This is a genomic window from Winogradskyella vidalii, assembly GCF_013403955.1.
Lineage (GTDB): Bacteria > Bacteroidota > Bacteroidia > Flavobacteriales > Flavobacteriaceae > Winogradskyella > Winogradskyella vidalii.
Genome location: NZ_JABFDG010000007.1, coordinates 154,346 through 176,589, shown reverse-complemented (window position 1 = coordinate 176,589; position 22,244 = coordinate 154,346). Strand labels below are relative to the sequence as shown.

Sequence of the window (22,244 nt, the reverse complement as noted above, 5' to 3'; positions counted from 1 at the left end):
AAAAACCAAAATGAGTGACACCTACTTTTCAGTGCGTAAACGTATTACATAAAAAAGGCTCGCAAATTGCGAGCCTTTTTTGAAGTTGTAATTAAATTTATTTATTTACAATTTTCTCTTGATGATTAATTGATTCTTGATGAATGGCTTTAAACATACGTAGTACAAATTCTTCACTCAATCCTCTTTCTTCCCCTTCTAATACCATACTTCCTAAAATCTCATTCCAACGTTTGTTCTGTAGTACCGCAACATTCTTTTGCTTTTTTAGTTTGCCAATACCATCAGCAACCTTCATACGTTTGCCTAATAAATCAATAATTTGATTATCCACAACATCGATTTGCGCTCTTAGGTTATTCAATTCAGAATTATATTCTGCTTCAGGATCTGTTATTTTTCTAATTTTCAAATCATCCATTATTTGAACTAACTTACCTGGCGTTACTTGCTGTGCTGCATCACTCCAAGCATTTTCAGGATCAAAATGCGTTTCAATCATTAAGCCATCAAAATTTAAATCTAAAGCGGTTTGCGACACATCAAAAATCATATCTCTTTTTCCTGTAATATGAGACGGATCATTAATTAAAGGCAAATCTGGAAATCTGTTTTGAAATTCGATAGCTAATTGCCATTCAGGAATATTTCTGTATTTAGACTTTTCATAAGTAGAAAACCCTCTATGAATAGCGCCTAAATTTTTAATACCTGCAGAATGTAAACGTTCAATCCCTCCTAGCCATAAAGCTAAATCTGGATTTACAGGATTTTTAACCAATACAATTTTATCCGTACCTTTTAAAGCATCGGCAATTTCTTGCATTATAAAAGGGCTAACTGTAGAACGTGCACCAACCCACAATAAATCGACATCATTTTCTAAGGCTAATTCTACATGATTTCTATTAGCGACTTCCGTAGCTGTTTTTAAGCCTGTTTCTTCTTTTACTTTTTTCAACCATTTTAAACCCAATGCTCCAACACCTTCAAAATTTCCGGGACGTGTTCTTGGTTTCCAAATACCAGCTCTATAGTAATTAACATCCGTATCTTTTAGCTCGTGTGCTATTTTTAATACTTGTTCTTCTGTTTCTGCACTGCATGGTCCTGCAATTACTAATGGATGATCTAATTTTAAGTCATCTAACCATGTTCTCATTTCTTTCTTATTTTCCATGTTTCCTTTTTAATCTTAATTACTATTGTATTCCGTTTAGAATTTCTTTTATATGATTTGTTTTTTCCATTTCTTGATAGACTGCTTCAAAATCTTCGGCTTCCATCATCTTTTTAAAATGCTTGAGGTTTTCTATATATTCATCTAAAGATGCTATTACATTCGTTTTATTGAGTTTAAAGATTGGTGTCCACATCGCTGGTGAGCTTTTTGCTAAACGCACTGTACTTTCAAATCCACTACCCGCCATATCAAATATATCACGCTCATTTCGTTCTTTGTCTATCACCGTTTTACCTAGCATAAAAGCGCTAATATGCGATAAATGTGATACATAAGCGATGTGTGTATCGTGTGCTTTAGGATTCATATAACGAATTCGCATTCCTAAATCCGTAAACAATTTTAGGGCTTTTTCTTGAAGTTTAAATGCGGTTTCTTCTACTTCACAAATGATATTCGTTTTGTTTTTATACAAACCTTGAAGTGCAGCCTTTGGTCCCGAATGTTCTGTACCTGCAATAGGGTGAACAGCTAAATAGTTTCGGCGATTTTTGTGCTCTTTTACTTTTAAACAAATATTTTCTTTAGTTGAACCAACATCAAAAACAATCGTAGTATCTGCTATATGATCTAAAACTTTGGGTAAAAGTGTTAAAGTAGCATCCACAGGAATGGCAACTATAACTAAATCTGCTATATTTAAATCCTCAAAATTTGCTGTTTTATCTATGACGTTGAGCGCTATAGCTTCTTCCAAATGAGATTCACTTTTATCAATCCCAAAAATGGTACACGTTGGATATAAACTCTTAATATCTAAAGCAAAACTTCCGCCAATTAACCCTACTCCTATTATAAAAATATTCTTCATTAATCTATTTCTAAGCCTTTATTTTATTCGTTCTATTGCGTCCTTAATTACATCGTCATCTGCACACAATGAAAATCGCACATAACCTTCTCCATTAGTTCCAAAAACGGTTCCTGGTGTTATAAATATAGAATAGTCTTTTAATACTAAATCGGTAAATTCCTCTGACTTATAACCCGGTGGTAATTTTGCCCAAACAAATAAGCCTGTTGCATTTCTATAGTAGGTACATTTTAGTTTTTTTGCTAATTCCCATATAAGTTTTCGACGCTTTAGGTACACACTATTTAAGCTTTGAAACCACATATCTGAGGATTTTAAGGCTTCAATAGCTCCTTTTTGAATGCCATAAAACATCCCCGAATCCATATTACTTTTTACACGTAATACGGCATTAATAAATTCATAATTTCCAGACAACATTCCAACACGCCAACCTGCCATATTAAAAGTCTTACTCAACGAATTCAACTCTAAACACACGTCTTTGGCGTCTTTATATCTTAAAATACTGTTAGGCTTTTCATTTAATACAAAACTATAAGGATTGTCATTTACAACTAAAATATCGTGGCGTTTCCCAAAGGCAATCACCTTATCATAAAACTTATTATCTGCATTTCTACCGGTTGGCATGTGCGGATAATTAATCCACATAATTTTAACACGTTTAAGATCTAATCGTTCTAGTGCTCTAAAATCTGGTAACCAATTACGTTTTTCCTTTAAGTCGTAATAAATTGGTTTTGCTTCCAATAATTTGGTCACCGAGGCATACGTTGGGTACCCAGGATTTGGCACTAATACTTTATCGCCTTTATTTAAAAACGCCATAGAAATATGCATAATACCTTCCTTGCTTCCCATTAAAGGTAAAATTTCGGACTTAGGAACCAAATTAACCTTATAATGTTTTTTATAGAAGTTTGAAATCTCTTCTCTTAATTCTGGCAAGCCTTGGTAACTTTGATATTGATGTGCTTTTTCGTCTATTAAACTATCTTGAAGCACCATAGAAGCTTTAAAAGGTGGTTCTAAATCTGGACTACCAATTCCTAAGTTTATAATAGGTTTTCCTTGAGATTTTAGAAACGCCACTTCTCGCAACTTTTTAGAAAAGTAGTATTCTTCAACTTTTTGTAAACGTTTAGCAACTTCAATCATAATCTTGCATTTTTATATTCTCCTAAAACTTTAAAATTCTCAGCCATTAAATTCATTATAGATTTTGCTTTCTCATAATCATTATAGGTCTTAAAAGTAACGTCTACAAAAAACGCATACTTCCAAGGGGTATCAATTTTAGGTAAGGATTGTATTTTTGTTAAATTCAGTTTACAATCACTTAAAACATTCAAAATTGTAGCCAAACTACCACGCTTATGATCTAATTCAAACTTTAAAGAGGCTTTATTGATTTGACTTTCATCTTTATCAATCATTTCCCGTTTAACAATAACAAAGCGCGTTTCGTTTTCTTTAATTGTTTGTATGCTTTCTGCAAGAATATTTAAACCGTATAACCGCGCAGCAGTTTTACTCGCTATAGCTGCAATTCCTTTTAGGTTTTGCTCAGAAATTTGCTTTGCAACATCTGCTGTATCTTTTGCTTCTACTAATTTTATATGCGGAAAATCCCTAAAAAAAGTTTTGCATTGTAACAGTGCCATTGGATGTGAGTGCACTTCGGTAATTGCTGCTATAGATTGCCCTTCTAAAGCCATCAATTGATGCTGAATATCTAAATAATACTCACCAACAATGCACAACTGGTTATTATCTATAAGTGCATAATTGGGTATAATTGAACCAGCAATAGAATTCTCTAAGGCCATTACAATTTCATCTGTTTGATGTTCTAAAAGCGTACTAATCTCATTATCAAAAGTCATGCACTCTACAACTTCAGCCTGACTATCAAAATAGTTTTGGACAACTTCATGATGAAACGACCCTTTTATTCCTTGTATTGCAATTGGTTTTTTCACCATTTGTTCTTTTGATTCTAGTTTTTTAAACAAAAAAAAGTCTCGATTAAATCGAGACTTTTAAAAATTATATTTTACATAAAACATACTCAGTCTCGTTCCTTTAGCTAAAAAAGAAATAAAACCAGTTATAATATGCTCTAGATATGTTCATAGTTATTGCCCACGCTTGTGGAAAACTTTAATTATAGTGCTAATGTAATTATTATTTTTACAAATCAAAATTGTTAGTCCCTTTTTTTAAAAATTAATTGAAACTTTTAAAGAATCTATAATAATTGCAATTCAACATTCGGAATTACTTATTTTTGATTTTAAATTTTGACTAAATTTATTTCTGTATGTCTATTGAAGTTCAAAACATTACAAAACTATACAAAGACCAAAAGGCACTGAACAATGTATCTTTTAAGGTTAAGGATGCTGAAATTGTTGGTTTTTTAGGGCCTAATGGTGCTGGAAAATCAACCATGATGAAAATTCTAACGACTTTTATTGAGGCTACTGAAGGCAGCGCAAAAGTGAATGATTTTGATGTTGCAACAAATAAAAAAGAAGTACAGAGCAGTGTTGGCTATTTACCAGAACACAATCCGCTTTACACCGATTTGTACGTTAAAGAATATTTGAATTTTAATGCGAATGTTTATGGCACTTCTAAATCTCGGATAAACGAAGTTATTGAACTAACCGGATTAACACCAGAGGCGCATAAAAAAATTGGACAACTCTCTAAAGGTTATAGACAACGTGTTGGGCTTGCCAATGCATTATTACACAATCCTGAAGTTTTAATTTTAGATGAACCAACCACAGGTTTAGACCCAAATCAATTGGTTGATATTAGAAATTTAATAAAAACCATTGGTAAAGAAAAAACCGTATTTCTGTCTACGCATATTATGCAAGAAGTTGAAGCCATGTGCGATCGTGTTATTATTATTAATAAAGGCGAAATTGTTGCGGACAAATACTTAAAAGATTTAAGAGAAGGCCAAGAACAAATTGTAATTGTAGAGTTTGATTACCGTGTAGAAAATGCCTTTCTTTCAAAATTACCAAAAGTAAAGGCCGTACATAACACTTATGGTTTTGTTTATGAAATTACGTTTTCTACCAAAGACGATATGCGCTCGCATGTCTTTGATTTCGCCCATGATAATGAATTAAAAATTCTACAACTGAATCAAAAAAATGCAAGTTTAGAAAGTTTGTTTCGGGAAATGACGAGTCATTAGGACTTTTATATCCTATTGAAGGCATTAAATTTTGTTATTGGAAAAATAAATTCCCTATATACACCCGTTCCACATCTACAATAGGCGGTTGATTAACAGCAATTAGGTTCCCAGTACCTTTAAGACTTCCGGTTAGGCTTTGTATTGGGTTTACAACCATATCATTACTACCACGATGAAAAATATGAACATTTTCAGCCAATAAATTTTCACCTTCAAAACGACCAGCACCAGAATAAAAACCTACATATAAATCATTTACAGCACCACTTATATAATAAAATGATAAATTATTAGATTCAATATTTAGTGCTTCGGAATTAACTTGAAGCCTAAAATCACCCATGGTAAATTGACCCTCTTGATTAAAATCTTCTGAAATTAAATTTAGAGTTTCATAATTTAAAACCCCTTCTGATGTCGTTTCGTACTGTGTTGATGATTTGATTTCTGTAAGTGTTGGCGTTTCAACATAAATTTTTGTTAGTCCATATTCCCTAACATAATTACAAGAATTATCATCAGTTAACACTAGTTGATTGCCTATTACTTCAGCTTTGACATCATTCATTAAATTCTCACCCGTTTCAATAGTCACCTTATATTCTGGCGCTTCTTTGATGATGAGTGTTACATTTCGATTAACTAAAATGCGTTCAAAACTTGCAACAGTAACCTCTTGCTGAACAATACTGCCTGACGTTTGAAAACAGTCTGAAACATCTTCACTATCACAGGCAAAAACCAATAGTAATATCCCTATGTAATAATATATTTTACTCATTTAATTTTTCTTAATGTAACTAGTTTAGATAGCGATTATCAGTGTAATAAATAGACTATAATCTTACACCTACGCCAAACTCAACAGCTTCGGCTTTAGCACCATGTGATTTTAAAGTTACAGCACCAAAGAGGTTTTTTCCGAAATAACGTTTTAGGCCAATTCTTAAATACATTCGTCCTTCAAAATCATAAGGATAATATACATAATAACCGACCTGTGTCTCTACTGACAATTTATTTACAAATAGTTCATGTCCTGCAAATAAACCAACACGTTTATAATCCTCGTCACCGCTAACATTTGCTTCAGGAAGCGCTACAGACTGGTAATAAATTAATTCTTTAAGAAAATTTGAAAAGAATACATCGGCTCCCAACTGAATAGCACTAAAATGACTTAAGCGTTTATCGGCATAAGCCGAAAGCATGTAAAATGGAAAGCGCTCACTTCCTATAACATCACTTTGGTTAATGCCTGTTCTAAATGCGATGTTGTATTTTATTTTTTCAGTAAATTGTTCATCCTCTAGATTATCAACATAGTCTTGATTTTCTTCGTCTAAATGATAGGTTAAGCCAACGTTAAGAGCAATTGTATTAACACTCGTATTAGGTGCTTTTACATTGGCATTAGAATAATGAATTAAGGTTGCTCCTGCTTGTACTCCAAACCGGTCTATAATTCGGTCTTTTTTATAATTAAGCATGAGATAGGTTGAACTTAATATATCGGACCCAAAAGCAATGTTTTTTGGATTCTTATATTTATCATAAGGATTGGTATTATAGGCTAACCCTTGTGCTATTCGCAACATTAAATTACGCTTAAAAAAATAAAAATTATAATGCGCTAAAAGGCTATAACTAACACCTAAATTTTCATTTTTAAAATCTTGAAACATAAACGATGCGCCATAATCTGGGTAATTATAACGCTGCTGCCATGCTTCTTTCCCAAAAGTTTTTTTGTTCCAACTAAAGAAGAAACCTTCAGGGTGTCCTGTGATTAAATGTAGAATATCATTATTATGAAGAGCAATGTTTCCTCCAAAATAATTAAAATCCACATAGGTATTATGCCTTTTATCTTGTCCATAAAGCATTATAGACATTACTAATAAAATGGCACATAAAAGATTTCGCATTGTGAATTATTGAGCCGCTAAAATAGTCAATAATTATAATTCTGAACCTAAGAAACCGAGAAGACTGCTACACAAATAAGGTAGCGATTAAAGAAATTGCAGCTAGCAACAACACGTGTAACGCAAATCTAAAATCTGATTTATATTTATTTATTAATTTCATGATTAAGGGCTTTAACCAAATTGAACTTTTACGCGCAATATTGGTATTAATAAAGCGCAAATATCTGATTAAAAAAAGAGTCTTTTGTTAATTTAATTCTAATAAATAGTTATCTAATTAAATTAGCGTCAAAATTTTAAGTTTACTTCAATTCCGACGCTATTTTTTGCATCATAAATGATTATTTAATAATGATATTGTACTATACTATTGCCTTCACTACGGCCTTAGGTGATTCTTTTCGTGACCCATCAAAACCATTAATTCCACTTACCGTTGTGTATTTTAAAACAAACTTCTTTCCAGGATTTAGTCGCTTATAAGCTGATTGACACATTAAAGTGGCTTCATGAAAACCACATAAAATTAATTTTAATTTTCCTTCGTAAGTATTTACATCGCCAATTGCATAAATACCAGGTATGTTGGTTTGGTAATCTAACGTATCTACTTTAATAGCATTCTTTTCAATCTCTAAGCCCCAATTTCCTATTGGTCCTAATTTTGGTGACAATCCAAACAATGGAATAAATTCGTCTGCTTCTAAAATTTGAGTGCTACCATCTTTAGTTACAGAAACACCTTCTAAATGATTATCGCCATGTAAGGCTGTGATTTCTGCTGGTGTTATTAAATTAATTTTATTGAGTAACTTTAGTTCTTGTACTTTTTCTACTGAATCTAAAGCGCCTCTAAACTCATTACGTCGATGAACAAGCGTTACCTCTGAAGCGATATCAGCTAAGAAAATACTCCAATCTAAAGCCGAATCGCCACCACCTGCAATGACCACTTTTTTATTCCGATACACTTCTGGATCTTTAATAAAGTAAGCAAGACCGTTATCTTCGTACTTTTCAATGTTTTCTAATTGTGGTTTTCTGGGTTCAAAACTGCCTAAACCACCAGCAATAGCAATAATTGGTGCATGGTGTTGTGTTCCTTTATTGGTGGTGACAATAAAACTACCATCTTCTAGTTTTTCAATCGTTTCTGCGCGTTCACCTAAGGTAAAACCTGGTTGAAATTGCTTCCCTTGTTCTAATAAATTAGACGTTAAATCACCAGCTAATATTTCAGGAAATCCTGGAATATCATAAATCGGTTTTTTAGGATACAATTCGGAACATTGACCACCAGGTTGTGGTAATGCATCAATTAAATGGCACTTTAATTTTAACAAGCCAGCTTCAAAAACTGTAAATAAACCTGTTGGTCCTGCTCCTATAATGAGTATATCTGTTGTAATCATAATTTATATTTTCTCTACTAAACCTTTAGTGAATTCATTTAATTTTTCGACTTTCTGCTCAAAGTCCCCTTTTATTGTTTTTCTATAGACATTAAGATTCTTTACTAAATCATCAATGTTTTCGGGTATCACATCTTCAAAAAACTGACGTAATCGCTTTGCAGTTGTTGGTGATTTTCCATTGGTAGAAATTGCTACTTTCACATTCCCTTTAGTAACGATGCCTCCCATATAAAAATCACAATATGGTGGATTATCAGCCACATTAACTAATTTATCTTGTGCACGACAATCGTTATATATATCGACATTAATTTCAGGACAATCGGTTGTGGCAATGACAATGTGATGGCCTTTTAAATAATCTATTTTATAATTATCGGTAATTCTATTAACATTACCTGTATCTGCAATAGCAATTGTTCCCTCTCTAAACATTGACGAAACCATAGTAACATTGGCATCTGGACTCGACTTTAATAAAAACGTCAATTTTTCTTCTGCTACATAACCACCACCAACGATTAAGACCTTAAGGTTCTTTGTTTTTAAAAAGATGGGATACAAATTATTTCGCTCCATAATTATACTGTTTTTTTCTGTACCAAATCAGCTTCAACATAAATATCTGTGAGGTCAACACGTTGTTTAACCACCTCACCAATAATTATAATTGCAGGATTAGACAATTGTTTTTCTTCCACAATAGCTTCGATAGTAGATATTTTACCAATGCCTACTTTTTCATTAACTCGAGTGCCATTTTGGATAATTGCAATCGCTGTTTCGGACTTACCTTCTTTTGAGAAAATCTGAACAATTTCTGAAAGTTTACTCATTCCCATTAAAATAACAACGGTTGCTGTAGATTTTGCAGCCAAAGCAATATCACCTGAAATTTGATGCGATTTTGTAGTTCCTGTAATGACCCAGAAGCTTTCTGACGCATTTCGTTTTGTCAACGGAATACCTTGGTACGCTGGTACTGCTGCCGATGAAGAAATACCGGGAACAACGGCCACCTCAATAGCATAATCTTTTGCATATTCTAACTCTTCTGCACCACGACCAAAAATAAATGGATCACCGCCTTTTAGACGCACTACATGTCCGCATCTTAAAGCACGTTCTATGATTAATTCATTAATTTGATTCTGTTGATAGGCGTAACAGCCCTTACGTTTGCCCACAAAAATCAATTCTGCATTTGGCGAAGCATATGCTAACAACTCGTTATTAACAAGTGCATCATACAAAATAACATCGGCAGATTTAATCGCTTTAATTGCCTTTACAGTAATTAAATCTACATCTCCTGGGCCAGCGCCAACTATGGTCAATCTTGGTGTCATAATCTTAGTTTTTTTCAGCAACCTGTACGTCTCTAAAAGCGCTTACCGTTTTTAAAAATTGTTGTGCTGTATTAATGTAATTGCTTGCAAAATCTTCAGTCGGTGGCACCGTTTTTATTTGATAAATTATATCTGAAAATGAAGCTCCCAGTTCTATTTTATCGGTTTCTACAAAAAGTTCATCAAACTGTTTAATAATTCCGGCTTGCGTATTTGTGGTTATATTTTCTGAAAGCAAAATGGCTTTTGCTGAATTTACCATAGAACGATAGGCTTCATAAATTGCACCTGAATACACTTTATTTTCAAAGGCTGTTTGGGCTTCTTCAATCTTCTCTTGACTTTCTAAAAATAAGGTTGCAATTAAATCGATAACCACACCTGCACACTCACCAACGCCAATAGCTTTTACATATTCTTCCTCTGTTCCCCAATCAATAAAATCTTCTTGGGTAAGATTATCTATACTAGATAAATCTGTTAATAGTTGATAGAAGTACTTTTCACCTTTGGCTTTATAGTAATCTACAAATAGTTTTCCTGCTGTATTTTCTTCAAAATCATCTAAGATTCTACGTAAAGCTTCAGGTCCTCTTCGGCTTGGAATCTTAACCACTTTATCTGCAAAATAAGCGTTTCCATTTCCTAAATTACCACCACCCAAAAGCACTTGTAATGCTGGTGCTACCAATTTATCTTTGGTCCTAATAGACATGCCTTGAAAACCAATATTGGCCATATTGTGTTGCCCACAAGCATTCATACAACCACTAATTTTTATTACTAAATCGGTATTCTCCAAATATTGTGGATATTCTGCCTTAATAACACGTTCTAATTCTTCTGCAATTCCTGTACTACTCGCTATGCCTAGGTTACAGGTATCTGTACCAGGACACGCTGTGATATCTACGGCTTTATTATATCCTGCTTCTACAAATCCAAGCTTTTCTAATTCAGTATAGAAAAAAGGAAGTGCTTCTTCCTTTACAAAAGGAATTAAAATATTTTGGCGTAAGCTTAATCTAATTTCACCTGCCGCATATTTTTCTACCAAATCGGCTAATAATCGTGCTTTATCCGTATAAAAATCTCCTAAAAGTACTTTAATACCAATCGCCACATAGCCCTCTTGTTTTTGAGAAATTACATTCGTCGACTTCCATTGCTTATAGGCTTCTTCATTTTTAATTGTAGTCTTTGGAAAATCTGTGTTAACTGGTTTTGAAGCCGTGTATTTAGATTCATCAATCGCCACCGTTTTAAACTCTATAGCGGTTTGTTCTTCTTCAACTAATGTTTTAAAAGCTTCTAAACCAATATCTTTTAATAAGAATTTCATTCGGGCTTTAGCCCTACTTTTTCGTTCGCCATAGCGGTCAAACACCCTGAGCACACCTTCCATTAAAGGAATAATTTTATCTGAAGGTAAAAACTCATAGAACAAATCGGCATGTCTAGGTTGCGACCCTAAGCCACCAGCTAACATCACTTTAAAACCTTTAACACCGTTTTCAATTTTAGCAATAAACCCTAAATCGTGCATGTAAGACAGGCCTGTATCTTCCTCGGATGCTGAAAATGACACTTTAAATTTTCGACCCATTTCTTGACAAATTGGGTTTCTTAAAAAGAATTTAAATAAAGCATCGGCATAAGGCGATACATCAAAAGGTTCGTTGACATCTATACCAGCCGTTTCACTAGCCGTCACATTTCTTACGGTATTTCCACAGGCTTCTCTAAGAGTAACATTATCACGCTCTAATTCGGCCCACAATTCTGGTGTTCTATTTAAATCGACATAATGAATTTGGATATCTTGACGCGTTGTTATATGTAATCTACTTCTAGAATATTCATCTGAAACCTCAGCAATTCGACGTAATTGATGGCTGAGCACCTTACCATAAGGCAACTTAATTCTAATCATTTGCACCCCTTCTTGGCGCTGCCCATAAACCCCTCTTGCTAAACGCAGACTACGAAATTTTTCTTCATCTATTTTGCCGTTATGAAAAAGCTCAATTTTATTAGCTAACTCAAGGATATCCTTTTCTACAACAGGATTTTCTAATTCGGTTCTAAAACTTTGCATAATCTTAAATATATTATTCCTATGGATTTAGTAGGAAATTAAAACGAGTTCTTTAAGCTACTGAAAGCCTTTATTTTAAATTTGTTTTACTGAAAGTGTATACCACACTCGCGATTGAGAAGTGCTTTAATGGGGTCGAAATAACTAGCGTTTTTGGCCAATTTATGTTCTGCTATATACGCATCTAAGTCAGCATCGCTCCAATAATAAAATGGACTTACTTTTAAAATACCATCTTTACTAAAGCTTAAAATATCTTTCTTATCTCTAAACTCTGTTTGTCTTATTCTAATATTTGTAAACCACATCTCTGGGTCTTCTTCCTTTAGCGCTCGTCTAAAAGGTTCTAGCTTCACTGCTTCAGAAAAAACTTCATGATTATCATGTTCTAAACTTGGCAATCCAATTGAAGAATCAATTTCTTCTTTAGTATATAAACTCTGATATTTATGAATATTAAGCTTGTACTTCGCTATTAAACTAGAAGCATGTTCGTAGGTCTCAGGTTGATTATATAATGTATCACACCACACAACTCTAATATCTTTATCTAGTTGCGACATGGTACTCAATAAAACCGAAGAATAGACACCAAAACTGGTGGTAACAATTCTATTTTCTGACAAGCTTAAAGCCCACTCTGCGATTTCAATTGGTGATTTATCTCTTAATTTTTTATTCCAAACCTTTATATCTATATCTATCATTTTCCCCATTTTATGTTATTCCAAGTGCGTTCATGAAAAAAATAAAGCACCATTTTAGATATTAATTCTACACCACCAATTGCTGCTGCTAAGGCTAAGGTCCCTGTTATTAAATATGAAATTATAACGGTATCTAGAGTTCCTATAACTCTCCAACTAACCGTCTTTGCTATACTTCGCTTGATATTTTCTTGCGTTGTTCCCGGTTCATTTTCAAGCTTTTTAAAACTTGAATTAGTATGAAATAGACTATTTATCATAACTGATTAATTAATTTTCTTTTACCCTATAGACTTACTAGAGTACTACAAACATAAATATTATTTATGAACTAAAAAATCATTTACAAGAAAATCGAAAATAAAAATTTAGAAAAAAGAAGATTAAACCAAACTCATACAGCATATTACCGTTTTAATTTATAGACTTATTTTTGTCGTTGATAAATCAGCTAAGCTAGTATTCCTGAAAATTTCAAGGGTATTGTCGCGTACTTTTAGCATTAATTTATTTACCGCACACGTTTCTTCGTGGGGACAATCTGCACACTTTTCATAAAAGTTTAAACTTACACAAGGTACCATTGCGATAGGACCTTCGAGTAATCGCATCACGGTAGTCATCGGAATTTCTTTGGGGTCTTTAAGCAGATAATAACCACCACCCTTTCCTTTTTTTGAGCCTAACAAACCATTCTTTCGTAAGGTTAGTAAAATACTTTCAAGGAATTTTTGGGATATATTTTCAGCTTTAGAAATGGTAGAAATCTGAACAGGTTTTCGATCTTCCTGTCTGGCTAGGTGTACCAAGGCTTTTATTCCGTATTTTGTTTTTTTAGATAACATTGCGCTAATATAAGAGCTTTAAAAATGTTTAATTAATTGGTGGTATGTGTTTTTTCTAAAGCGTAAAAAGTAGCTTGTACATAATCATCGTCGTCTCCTGAGTTATTTGCCTGATAAAGTCCTGCTTTAAAATACATATATTGACCACCAACATTATAACCACTGTTAGCCATATTAACTGTAGAAACAACATCAGGTTTTCCTTCTCTAATAATCGTCACCGTTAAATCATCACCAACCACTTTAATTCTATAACTAAATATTTCACCAAGGGCAATACCATCAGTAGGGTTAGAAGCATCATTACTTCTAGAACCTATCATCTCATGCCATTGCTCATCGCCATAACCTTCTGAAGGTTCGTGAGCAAAATAAATAGAACCTAATGTATTATTTTCAAGCTTTCTATAATAAAGTCGAATAGGCTCATCGTCATTAGCATGTATTTGGCCAATTATAACACGACCAATGTGACTATTACTACCTGTTGTGGTAACATGATTTATAGCTAGTGTGGCATTCATTTCGCCATCATAACCTGCAGCAGCACTTATATCTGAAGCAGGAGCTGTACCAAACACCCAATTATTACCATTGACACCCTGTGTATCAATACTAGTGTTAGTACCTCTTAGCATTTCGCGTAGCTCTACTCTTGTATAACTTGTATTTTCTGAGGTTTTAAAGCCAGCAACGGGACATTTAAAAACCATTCCGCCATCAGCAGCTGTGTAAAAATAATCACTATTTTCATAGTCATTATTAATCTGGCTCACTGAAATAGTTGTTGCATAGCCATTACCGAAATTATCTGGAATACTTAAATTCCATGTTGACAAATCAAAATTATCTGAAGGTGCACTATTGGGATCCAAGTCCGGATTTTCTGCGCCTGCTTGGGTAATTATCAACGTTCTAGTAATATCATTAGCTGCAACTGTAACTAATCCGGAACGATTATTAAACGTAGGATTGGCTTCTACAGAAATAGTTATTGAGCCATCACTATTTCCGTTTGATGGTGTTGTTGAAATCCAAGAAACACTTTCGCTTACAGACCAATCCAAATTAGAGGTCACATCAATCGTTTGCATATCGTCGCTTGAAGAAAACTCTGATACTGAAGAAATAACTAAACTATCTTCTGGCACTACTGGTGAAGTTTCTTCAGAACTACAATTTAATAATACGGTATATGTTAATAAGGCAAAAAGAATGTGTAATGATTTCATGTGTATACTATTAATTTAACTATTGCGATAATTTTCCTAGCATAATGACAAATATGCCTTAAGCGTAAGTCAATGATATTGTATATAGAAACTTAGTTATCGCAGTTTTACATCTCTATTTACAAAAATAATGATAAGTGTTTGATTAAAAACATAAAATAAAGTGAAATGAATTCTAATTTCATTTAATTTCTATACTTTTGTACCATCAAAATTGAGAGGAAAAATTTGATCTGATTGCAACCTCTGACGTTGAATTTACTTCAACTGAAACAAAAAATGCTAAAGCAGTAAGTTAAGGACTTCTCTAGCGACCAAGCAATCTCAAATTTTTCGTAATAACTATAACCTAAAAATAGGATTTATGCCATATTTATTTACCTCAGAAAGTGTTTCTGAAGGTCATCCAGACAAAGTTGCTGACCAAATCAGTGACGCCCTTATAGATAATTTTTTAGCCTTTGACTCTGATGCTAAAGTAGCTTGTGAAACCTTAGTAACTACAGGGCAAGTAATACTTGCAGGTGAAGTAAATTCGAACACTTACATTGATGTTCAAAAAATAGCAAGAGATACCATAAATAAAATAGGATACACTAAAAGTGCTTACATGTTTGATGGTAATTCTTGTGGTGTATTATCTGCCATCCACGAGCAATCTCCAGAAATAAACCAAGGGGTTGATAGAGCTTCTAAAGAAGAACAAGGTGCTGGTGACCAAGGTATGATGTTTGGTTACGCGACCAACGAAACTGAAAATTTTATGCCATTAGCATTAGATTTATCACACCGCATTCTAAAAGAATTAGCAGAAATGCGTCGTGAAAATAAGGATATTACCTATTTAAGACCCGATTCTAAAAGTCAGGTTACTATTGAATATAGCGATGATAATGTACCGCAACGTATCGATGCCATTGTTGTTTCTACTCAGCATGATGAATTTGATGCTGATGAAGTTATGCTAGCTAAGATTTACAAGGATATCACTGAAATTTTGATTCCTAGAGTCATTGCTAAGTTGCCAGAACATATCCAAGGTTTGTTTAATGACGATATTACTTATCATATTAACCCAACAGGGAAATTTGTTATTGGTGGACCGCATGGAGATACAGGTTTAACAGGTCGTAAAATTATTGTTGATACTTACGGTGGAAAAGGCGCACATGGTGGTGGTGCATTCTCAGGAAAAGACCCAAGTAAAGTAGACCGTAGTGCCGCTTACGCCACAAGACATATTGCGAAAAATTTAGTCGCAGCTGGCTTGTGTGATCAAGTTTTAGTACAAGTTTCTTATGCTATTGGTGTTGCCAAACCAATGGGAATTTTTATAGATACTTACGGAACTTGTCATTATAACCTAACTGACGGAGAGATTGCAAAAACAGTTGAAAGTGTATTTGACATGAGACCAGCTGCTATTGAAGAACGCCTAAAGCTTCGCCAACCAATTTATAGCGAAACTGCAGCTTATGGTCATATGGGTAGACAAAATGAAACGGTTAATAAGACCTTTGAGCAACTAAACGGTGAACCTATATCTGTAGATGTAGAGTTATTTACATGGGAAAAATTAGATTATGTAGATACCATAAAAGAAGCATTTGATATTTAATCTTAACCGATATAACGTATAAAAAACACCCTAACTATTTATTTGGTTAGGGTGTTTTTTTATACGTAAATCAAGTCTTTTTATTCGTCTAGGCTAATGCGCTTCACATTATCTGTGTACACACGATCAATCAAAATATGCCTTGGGTCAATTGCTGCTTTAACGGGTAACGAATCTAACTGAACTGTAATTACGGTACTCGCTTTAGTAAACTTCATTCGCTTAGAGCTGTACAATTGCGCTTCACCCTCATCCATAAAAAACCCAACATCTATCCAATCATTAATAGTCGTCACTTTCTCCGTCCCTAAACTGTCTGCTTTAATCTTAGAACTCTCAATATCTAAGGTTACTTCATACATTCCATTCTCTAACTTTTTATAATGCGCTGTTTTTAGACGGTTATCATATAAGGTAATTTCTTTAAACCAATCGGTAACTAAATAATGTAATGAATCTGGAACCTGAGGCTCTAAATGCCTTATAAAATCTAATGACGTAGGATATGGAGGTGCTTTATAACGGTATTCTTCCAAGAAATTTTTCATGGCTAAATTCACTTTATCCTCTCCGATATAATCTTGAAGTGCATATAAAATCACACTACCTTTTCCGTAATGAATATACCCTTGATTTTCAACTTTATAAAGCGGCAATTCTTTTTCTCGTTCTCCACTTCTACCTCTTAAATACCGATCATGATTGTATTTAAGAAATTCTCTCATTTTCATCGGATTATCAGTTATACCTTTTAAAGTCATTAAAGATGAATACTCTGAAAAAGCCTCACTCATCATGGTTCCGCCTTGCATATTTGCACCTATCACTTGGTGTGCCCACCATTGATGCCCCATTTCATGAGCTATAACTGCATCTACAACATTGTTTCCTGTTTCATCTTCTAAATTAACCACAAAACCTATTGCTTCAGAATATGGCATTGTACCCGGAAATGCTTGAGCAAATGAAGCATACCTTGGAAATTCTATAATACGACATTGTTTATGAAAATAAGGACCGAAATTTTCAGTATAATAGACCAGCGAACGCTCTACCGCATCGAGCATCATTTCTACATTTTCAGGATGCTTTTCATCGTAGTAGACTTCAATATCAATCCCATTCCACTGCTGCTTTTTAATCTTAAAATCGGCCGACATAAACGAATAAAAATTTAATGATGGCGTATCGGTTTTATAGTGGTAATAATTTCTACCATTTTCTTCCCAAGTTTTTATTAAAGAGCCTGGAGCAATGGCTGTTTGTTCTTTTACGGTAGAAATATAGGTTTCTACATTTATAAAATCAGATTGACCATCACTAATATAGTTACGGTTATGAAGTTCACTTAGTGTTGACGTTAATTTTGGTGTGCGTTCCTTAGGTTCTAAGTCATATTTTTTACGTGTGTTATTGTCGCTGAGTTCATAACTGCTATTGTAACCCATTGTTGGTAAAACATCCCCATTATTAAAAAAGGTTCCATTTTTAACAATCATAGTAGTGCCTCTCCCATTCTCAAACCCTTTGGTGATAAATTGATTATCAACTTTGATTACTATTGTATCACCTGGCTGTAAAGGTGGATTTAATTTATAAATGGTATATAAGTAAGTACTGTCTTTAAAAACAGGCTTTGCATTAGGAATATTCAATTTGGTATCCCAACCTTCATTATTAAAAAAGTGAAGTGAATCTATAACCTGACTAGATGCATTAGTTAAGGTCACATCTGCTTTTACAAGAATGTCTCGTTTATTTGGAAAAATATCGATATAATATTTCGCATCAGTAACTTTAGGATGCACAGCCTTTTTATACTTATTATATTTCTTTTCAAAATCTGCCATCAATTGCTCAGTGGTATCACTAGAACGGTATGGATTTAGAACTTGCGTATTGTAATACACAAAACCCGCCACACCTAGCCAAACGATAAACGTTAAGGCAATAAAGCTACGATAACTTTTAGGCACCTCTTTTCTTGCTGTTTTAACACGGCTCCACAATGAACTTTTAGAACCTCTGTTCCATAAAGCTCCTGCAATTAGCAAGCCTAAAACTGCAATTAAAATCCAGTATAAATTAAACCATAATTTACTTGTTAAACCAGGGCCAAAAGCATTCATATCAGAATACATAATAGAAGCACCGTTACCAATACTCAACATATTGCTACTAATATCCAAAATACTCAGAATAATATCCCAAACCAACAATACTAGAACCGAGATAAAGTAGCCAATATACTTGTTACTAGACAAGACTTGAATTGTAATCATAATACCGCCAAACACCATGTAAAGCGGAAGATTTTCATATAATAAATCTAAAAAATAAACGTCTAATTCAATGCGTGTAAAGCCATGTAAAAATTGATAAATAACACCAATAAAAATGAAGAATACATTTAGAATTAAAGTAATACCAACTAAGGATAACGCTTTAGCTGCTAAAGAAATAAATGAGGTATGAGCTGTTGCGTCTATAACTTCATTTATTTTAGAATCTCTATCGCGCCAAATAAGTTCGCCACTAAAAAAGATAAGAATAATAATGGTAAATATATTAGTGTTATCTTTTATAGAATCCATTAATTTATAGGTAAGTGGATACGATTGTAAACCAAAATATTCGAAACCACCACTTAAATCTGCAACTAAAATGATGATACAAAATAGAAACAGTATTTTAAAAGTGACACTCTTTACAATACTTAAAAAATTGGTATAAAAAAAGCTTTTAAATTGTATCCAATTTGTAGACACGTTAAACGTTGGATGTAATTCTGGACGCACAAAATCAGATTCCAATACTTCTGTATTAGCTTTTAGTTTCTTTACTTTCTTATTTTTTGTTTTAAATGAAAAATTAAAATAAGAAGCTAGTAATATTAGTATTCCAACAGCTGTCCATATCAATCTATTTTGAAAGAGTAAGCCTGAAAAGTTAGGACTTACCATGTTTTTTTCTACAGGTGTAAAATACTTGGTTTCAATGGCGTAAGTATTTATTCCAAAAATATCTGAAAGCGCAGCTACAGTTTCATTATCGACATCAGACATTAATGAACCAGATACGATATAAGCTACAATAATGACTAAGCCACCTACAAAAGAAATTATAGTACTTTTCCATTTATTAGCCATAGCAAAAATCACAGCACCCGCTAAAAACATATTGGGCAAAACAAATAACAAGTAATTATTGACAAACGTTTCTAAGTAAAATTCACCAAAGCGTTCAGTTGCAATCCACTCAAAACTATAGTTTAAAGTAGTCCCTAAAAGCACTCCAATAAAAACACCTAAAAGCGGTAAAGTAGAAACTAATAAAGCACCAAAAAAGCGTCCAAAAAAGTAGCCTGGTTTACTTATAGGAGTTGTAAATAAAATCTCATTAAATTCGTTATTATAATCTCGTAAAGCTGCATTATTAAAAAATGCAACAGCCATTAGAAGACTAAAAATACAGAAGATGGTAACATGTACTGTTATAGTATAGGGTGAATTTCTATAGACATTTCCTATAGCACCGCCTACTTGAACATTATCGCTTACCGTTGCGAAAAACTCTAGTAAGGCCAATATGAAGATAAATATATACACCATAGGTTGTTTTAGTGTATATTTTAATTCTGATAAAAAGAATGTTTTAAACATAATAAAATAGTTGAGGTGTATTAAACAAGTACGTTTGATGTGTTAATTCTTGAAAAGAATACATCTTCTAAATCTGGAGCGACTTGCTCAAAACCATTTTGAGGATGTTCTTCACTAAACACATGTATTAACGGTTGTCCACCTACCATTTTATTTGAAATAACCTTGTAATCATTGGCATAATTTTGAAGGCTTTCTCTACTTACTATTTTTTTGAAGACTTTACCTTCCAATTCATCTATGGCTGTTTGTGGCGCACCTTGAAAAACAATTTCGCCCAAATTCATAATAGCCATTTTGGTACATAATTCTCTTACATCTTCAACAATATGTGTTGACAAAATTACAATTACACCTTTACCAACATCTGCTAACAGGTTATAAAACCGATTCCGTTCTCCCGGATCCAAGCCTGCTGTAGGCTCATCTACAATAATTAATTTTGGATTTCCAATAAGCGCTTGTGCTATTCCTACGCGCTGTTTCATTCCTCCGGAAAACCCTTTTATAGATTTATTTCGTTTTTCATAAAGGTTAACTTTATCTAATAGATATTTTACTAATTCTTTACGCTCCTTTGCATTAGTAATTCCTTTTAAAATAGCTAAATGTGTTAAAAGTTGCTCTGCTGTAATACGCGGATAAACCCCAAATTCTTGAGGGAGATATCCTAAAACTTTACGGAGTTCCGCAGGATTGCTTAAAATATCGATGTCATCTAGAGTTGCAGAGCCGGAGTCGGCTTCTTGTAATGTAGCAAGGGTGCGCATTAACGATGATTTACCTGCACCATTTGGACCTAGAAGTCCAAACATACCATTTTCTAATTCGAGGTTAACATTATCTAATGCTTTTACACCATTAGCGTAGGTTTTGGATAAATTAGTAATTTTTAGCGTACTCATAAAGAAGACTGATTTTGATTGGTTAGTTTAAATAAGACGGCTTTCGCTAACGAATGTTACACAAATTTAACATTTAAGCTGCAAAAAGACAGGTCCTTATAACCAAAGACGCTAAAAAAAACAAAAAGGTTGCCTGAGTAACTACTGAAATCGAACTGTTTTTATTTAACAAACACCGTTTCCAGTTTACTTTCTTAAATATGTTATAAATGAAAAAGAATAGGCATGCTTTTCATCAGCATCATGTGTGGTGCGTTTAACTTCAAGCCATTTAGATGCATCAATTTCAGGAAAAAAAGCATCTGCATTCTCAAAGGTTGAATGCACACGCGTAATTTCTAACTTCTCCACTAATGGCATGGCTTGTTTATAAATTTCACCTCCGCCAATAACAAAAGGTTGTTTATCATATCTAGCTGCATCAAGAGCATCTTCTAACGAATTAACAATAATAACACCGTCTGGTGCTGTGTAGTCTTTTTGTCTTGTAATGACGATATGCGTTCTATTAGGCAACGGTTTTGGAAAGCTTTCAAACGTCTTACGTCCCATAATGATATGATGCCCATTTGTTAAGGCTTTAAAATGTTTTAAATCATCACTTAAGTGCCAAATTAAATCATTGTCTTTTCCTATAGCATTATCCTCACCAGCGGCGACAATAATAGTTAGGTCAGTGCGTTTTTTTTTTTTAGAAGCTTCAGGTAAATCTTTAGCTTCATTATAAGCTTTAGTTTGTGCTATTTTAGTATCCTCTTTAATGAAATTCTGCTTTAGTTTATCTATGCGTTGTTCCTGAAGATTTACTAATTTTTCAAGTTGTTGTTTCTCCCAGTCTTTACCCATAAATTTATTGGTAATAAACACACTAATAAAATGATAAATAAATAGTGCAAACCATACAATTACGGCATAAACAAACCAATCAATACCTGCTATTTTAAAATTTTTACCAATCCCTAAAACTGTATTTGCTAAAATCAAGAAGATTGCACCTATTAAGAAAATAACAAAATGAATATACAAACGCTTCTTCTGTTTGATGCGTTTTTGAGCATTTTCAATCAACTCTAATTGATCTTTATCTATAGTTGAAACTGGTTTTTTTTTTCCAAACATAATTATGATTTAATAAGATAAAGATACTTGTTTTTTGTGAAATCCATAGCGTCTTTAAAAGACTTTAAAAAACGACACAA

General features: G+C 33.3%; 19 protein-coding genes. 2 read left to right on the top strand and 17 right to left on the bottom strand.

Annotation, left to right across the window (positions count from 1 at the left end; translation table 11 throughout):
* Nucleotides 1-97: 97 nt before the first annotated feature.
* The 4 genes from HM982_RS15470 to HM982_RS15455 are packed head-to-tail and all read right to left on the bottom strand — an operon-like array spanning nucleotide 98 to nucleotide 4,042.
* Entirely contained in the window at nucleotides 98-1,180 is a 1,083-nt protein-coding gene (locus tag HM982_RS15470) for a bifunctional 3-deoxy-7-phosphoheptulonate synthase/chorismate mutase type II (protein WP_179354242.1), read from the bottom strand.
* Between the two features lie 22 nt (nucleotides 1,181-1,202).
* Nucleotides 1,203-2,054 (bottom strand): prephenate dehydrogenase, encoded by an 852-nt coding sequence (locus tag HM982_RS15465; protein WP_179354241.1) that lies wholly within the window; start codon nucleotides 2,052-2,054, stop codon nucleotides 1,203-1,205.
* An 18-nt stretch (nucleotides 2,055-2,072) separates the two neighbouring features.
* Nucleotides 2,073-3,218, bottom strand: a complete 1,146-nt coding sequence (locus tag HM982_RS15460; protein WP_179354240.1) for a pyridoxal phosphate-dependent aminotransferase — start codon at nucleotides 3,216-3,218, stop codon at nucleotides 2,073-2,075.
* A complete protein-coding gene (locus HM982_RS15455; RefSeq protein WP_179354316.1) occupies nucleotides 3,215-4,042 on the bottom strand; it encodes a prephenate dehydratase in 828 nt (275 codons plus the stop codon). The genes HM982_RS15460 and HM982_RS15455 overlap by 4 nt, the downstream gene beginning before the upstream one ends.
* A gap of 341 nt (nucleotides 4,043-4,383) precedes the next feature.
* On the opposite strand from HM982_RS15455, the gene gldA reads away from it, so the two are divergent.
* Entirely contained in the window at nucleotides 4,384-5,280 is an 897-nt protein-coding gene (gene gldA, locus HM982_RS15450; protein WP_179354239.1) for a gliding motility-associated ABC transporter ATP-binding subunit GldA, read from the top strand.
* A 34-nt stretch (nucleotides 5,281-5,314) separates the two neighbouring features.
* Here gldA and HM982_RS15445 read toward each other — a convergent pair whose 3' ends face one another.
* The 10 genes from HM982_RS15445 to HM982_RS15400 form a co-directional block, all read right to left on the bottom strand.
* Nucleotides 5,315-6,064 carry a head GIN domain-containing protein gene (locus HM982_RS15445; RefSeq protein WP_179354238.1) on the bottom strand — a complete coding sequence of 250 codons (750 nt, stop codon included), beginning with the start codon at nucleotides 6,062-6,064 and terminating at the stop codon, nucleotides 5,315-5,317.
* Nucleotides 6,065-6,119: 55 nt separating this feature from the next.
* Nucleotides 6,120-7,211 (bottom strand): acyloxyacyl hydrolase, encoded by a 1,092-nt coding sequence (locus tag HM982_RS15440; protein WP_179354237.1) that lies wholly within the window; start codon nucleotides 7,209-7,211, stop codon nucleotides 6,120-6,122.
* Nucleotides 7,212-7,576: 365 nt separating this feature from the next.
* On the bottom strand, nucleotides 7,577-8,626 hold the full coding sequence (locus HM982_RS15435; protein WP_179354236.1) for an NAD(P)/FAD-dependent oxidoreductase: 1,050 nt from the start codon (nucleotides 8,624-8,626) through the stop codon (nucleotides 7,577-7,579).
* A gap of 3 nt (nucleotides 8,627-8,629) precedes the next feature.
* Nucleotides 8,630-9,208, bottom strand: coding sequence for a precorrin-2 dehydrogenase/sirohydrochlorin ferrochelatase family protein (locus HM982_RS15430; RefSeq protein WP_179354235.1), 579 nt, complete (start codon nucleotides 9,206-9,208; stop codon nucleotides 8,630-8,632).
* A 2-nt stretch (nucleotides 9,209-9,210) separates the two neighbouring features.
* Nucleotides 9,211-9,978 (bottom strand): uroporphyrinogen-III C-methyltransferase, encoded by a 768-nt coding sequence (cobA, locus tag HM982_RS15425; RefSeq protein ID WP_179354234.1) that lies wholly within the window; start codon nucleotides 9,976-9,978, stop codon nucleotides 9,211-9,213.
* Nucleotides 9,979-9,982: 4 nt separating this feature from the next.
* Nucleotides 9,983-12,076 carry a HEPN domain-containing protein gene (locus HM982_RS15420; protein ID WP_179354233.1) on the bottom strand — a complete coding sequence of 698 codons (2,094 nt, stop codon included), beginning with the start codon at nucleotides 12,074-12,076 and terminating at the stop codon, nucleotides 9,983-9,985.
* A gap of 86 nt (nucleotides 12,077-12,162) precedes the next feature.
* A complete protein-coding gene (locus HM982_RS15415) occupies nucleotides 12,163-12,783 on the bottom strand; it encodes a phosphoadenosine phosphosulfate reductase domain-containing protein (protein WP_179354232.1) in 621 nt (206 codons plus the stop codon).
* Complete coding sequence (locus tag HM982_RS15410) at nucleotides 12,780-13,043, bottom strand: DUF2061 domain-containing protein (protein ID WP_179354231.1); 264 nt, start codon at nucleotides 13,041-13,043, stop codon at nucleotides 12,780-12,782. Before HM982_RS15410 ends, HM982_RS15415 begins: the two co-directional genes overlap by 4 nt.
* 159 nt (nucleotides 13,044-13,202) lie before the next feature.
* Nucleotides 13,203-13,628 carry an RrF2 family transcriptional regulator gene (locus HM982_RS15405; protein ID WP_179354230.1) on the bottom strand — a complete coding sequence of 142 codons (426 nt, stop codon included), beginning with the start codon at nucleotides 13,626-13,628 and terminating at the stop codon, nucleotides 13,203-13,205.
* Between the two features lie 32 nt (nucleotides 13,629-13,660).
* Nucleotides 13,661-14,860 (bottom strand): polysaccharide lyase family 7 protein, encoded by a 1,200-nt coding sequence (locus tag HM982_RS15400; protein WP_218849873.1) that lies wholly within the window; start codon nucleotides 14,858-14,860, stop codon nucleotides 13,661-13,663.
* Nucleotides 14,861-15,224: 364 nt separating this feature from the next.
* Between HM982_RS15400 and metK the strand changes: the two genes are divergently transcribed.
* Complete coding sequence (gene metK / locus HM982_RS15395) at nucleotides 15,225-16,478, top strand: methionine adenosyltransferase (RefSeq protein ID WP_179354229.1); 1,254 nt, start codon at nucleotides 15,225-15,227, stop codon at nucleotides 16,476-16,478.
* A gap of 80 nt (nucleotides 16,479-16,558) precedes the next feature.
* Here metK and HM982_RS15390 read toward each other — a convergent pair whose 3' ends face one another.
* From HM982_RS15390 to HM982_RS15380, 3 genes are all read right to left on the bottom strand, one after another.
* Nucleotides 16,559-20,140 (bottom strand): M1 family aminopeptidase, encoded by a 3,582-nt coding sequence (locus HM982_RS15390; RefSeq protein WP_179354228.1) that lies wholly within the window; start codon nucleotides 20,138-20,140, stop codon nucleotides 16,559-16,561.
* 20 nt (nucleotides 20,141-20,160) lie between these two features.
* Nucleotides 20,161-21,045, bottom strand: a complete 885-nt coding sequence (locus tag HM982_RS15385; RefSeq protein ID WP_179354227.1) for an ABC transporter ATP-binding protein — start codon at nucleotides 21,043-21,045, stop codon at nucleotides 20,161-20,163.
* A gap of 186 nt (nucleotides 21,046-21,231) precedes the next feature.
* A complete protein-coding gene (locus HM982_RS15380; protein WP_179354226.1) occupies nucleotides 21,232-22,164 on the bottom strand; it encodes a dihydrofolate reductase in 933 nt (310 codons plus the stop codon).
* Between the last annotated feature and the right edge of the window lie 80 nt (nucleotides 22,165-22,244).

Coding starts and splice junctions, on each gene's coding strand:
- HM982_RS15445 (WP_179354238.1), bottom strand. CDS start 6,064: ATGAGTAAAATATATTATTACATAGGGATATTACTATTGGTTTTTGCC.
- HM982_RS15390 (WP_179354228.1), bottom strand. CDS start 20,140: ATGTTTAAAACATTCTTTTTATCAGAATTAAAATATACACTAAAACAA.
- HM982_RS15420 (WP_179354233.1), bottom strand. CDS start 12,076: ATGCAAAGTTTTAGAACCGAATTAGAAAATCCTGTTGTAGAAAAGGAT.
- cobA (WP_179354234.1), bottom strand. CDS start 9,978: ATGACACCAAGATTGACCATAGTTGGCGCTGGCCCAGGAGATGTAGAT.
- HM982_RS15430 (WP_179354235.1), bottom strand. CDS start 9,208: ATGGAGCGAAATAATTTGTATCCCATCTTTTTAAAAACAAAGAACCTT.
- HM982_RS15470 (WP_179354242.1), bottom strand. CDS start 1,180: ATGGAAAATAAGAAAGAAATGAGAACATGGTTAGATGACTTAAAATTA.
- metK (WP_179354229.1), top strand. CDS start 15,225: ATGCCATATTTATTTACCTCAGAAAGTGTTTCTGAAGGTCATCCAGAC.
- HM982_RS15415 (WP_179354232.1), bottom strand. CDS start 12,783: ATGATAGATATAGATATAAAGGTTTGGAATAAAAAATTAAGAGATAAA.
- HM982_RS15400 (WP_218849873.1), bottom strand. CDS start 14,860: ATGAAATCATTACACATTCTTTTTGCCTTATTAACATATACCGTATTA.
- HM982_RS15435 (WP_179354236.1), bottom strand. CDS start 8,626: ATGATTACAACAGATATACTCATTATAGGAGCAGGACCAACAGGTTTA.
- HM982_RS15465 (WP_179354241.1), bottom strand. CDS start 2,054: ATGAAGAATATTTTTATAATAGGAGTAGGGTTAATTGGCGGAAGTTTT.
- HM982_RS15440 (WP_179354237.1), bottom strand. CDS start 7,211: ATGCGAAATCTTTTATGTGCCATTTTATTAGTAATGTCTATAATGCTT.
- HM982_RS15405 (WP_179354230.1), bottom strand. CDS start 13,628: ATGTTATCTAAAAAAACAAAATACGGAATAAAAGCCTTGGTACACCTA.
- gldA (WP_179354239.1), top strand. CDS start 4,384: ATGTCTATTGAAGTTCAAAACATTACAAAACTATACAAAGACCAAAAG.
- HM982_RS15380 (WP_179354226.1), bottom strand. CDS start 22,164: ATGTTTGGAAAAAAAAAACCAGTTTCAACTATAGATAAAGATCAATTA.
- HM982_RS15460 (WP_179354240.1), bottom strand. CDS start 3,218: ATGATTGAAGTTGCTAAACGTTTACAAAAAGTTGAAGAATACTACTTT.
- HM982_RS15385 (WP_179354227.1), bottom strand. CDS start 21,045: ATGAGTACGCTAAAAATTACTAATTTATCCAAAACCTACGCTAATGGT.
- HM982_RS15410 (WP_179354231.1), bottom strand. CDS start 13,043: ATGATAAATAGTCTATTTCATACTAATTCAAGTTTTAAAAAGCTTGAA.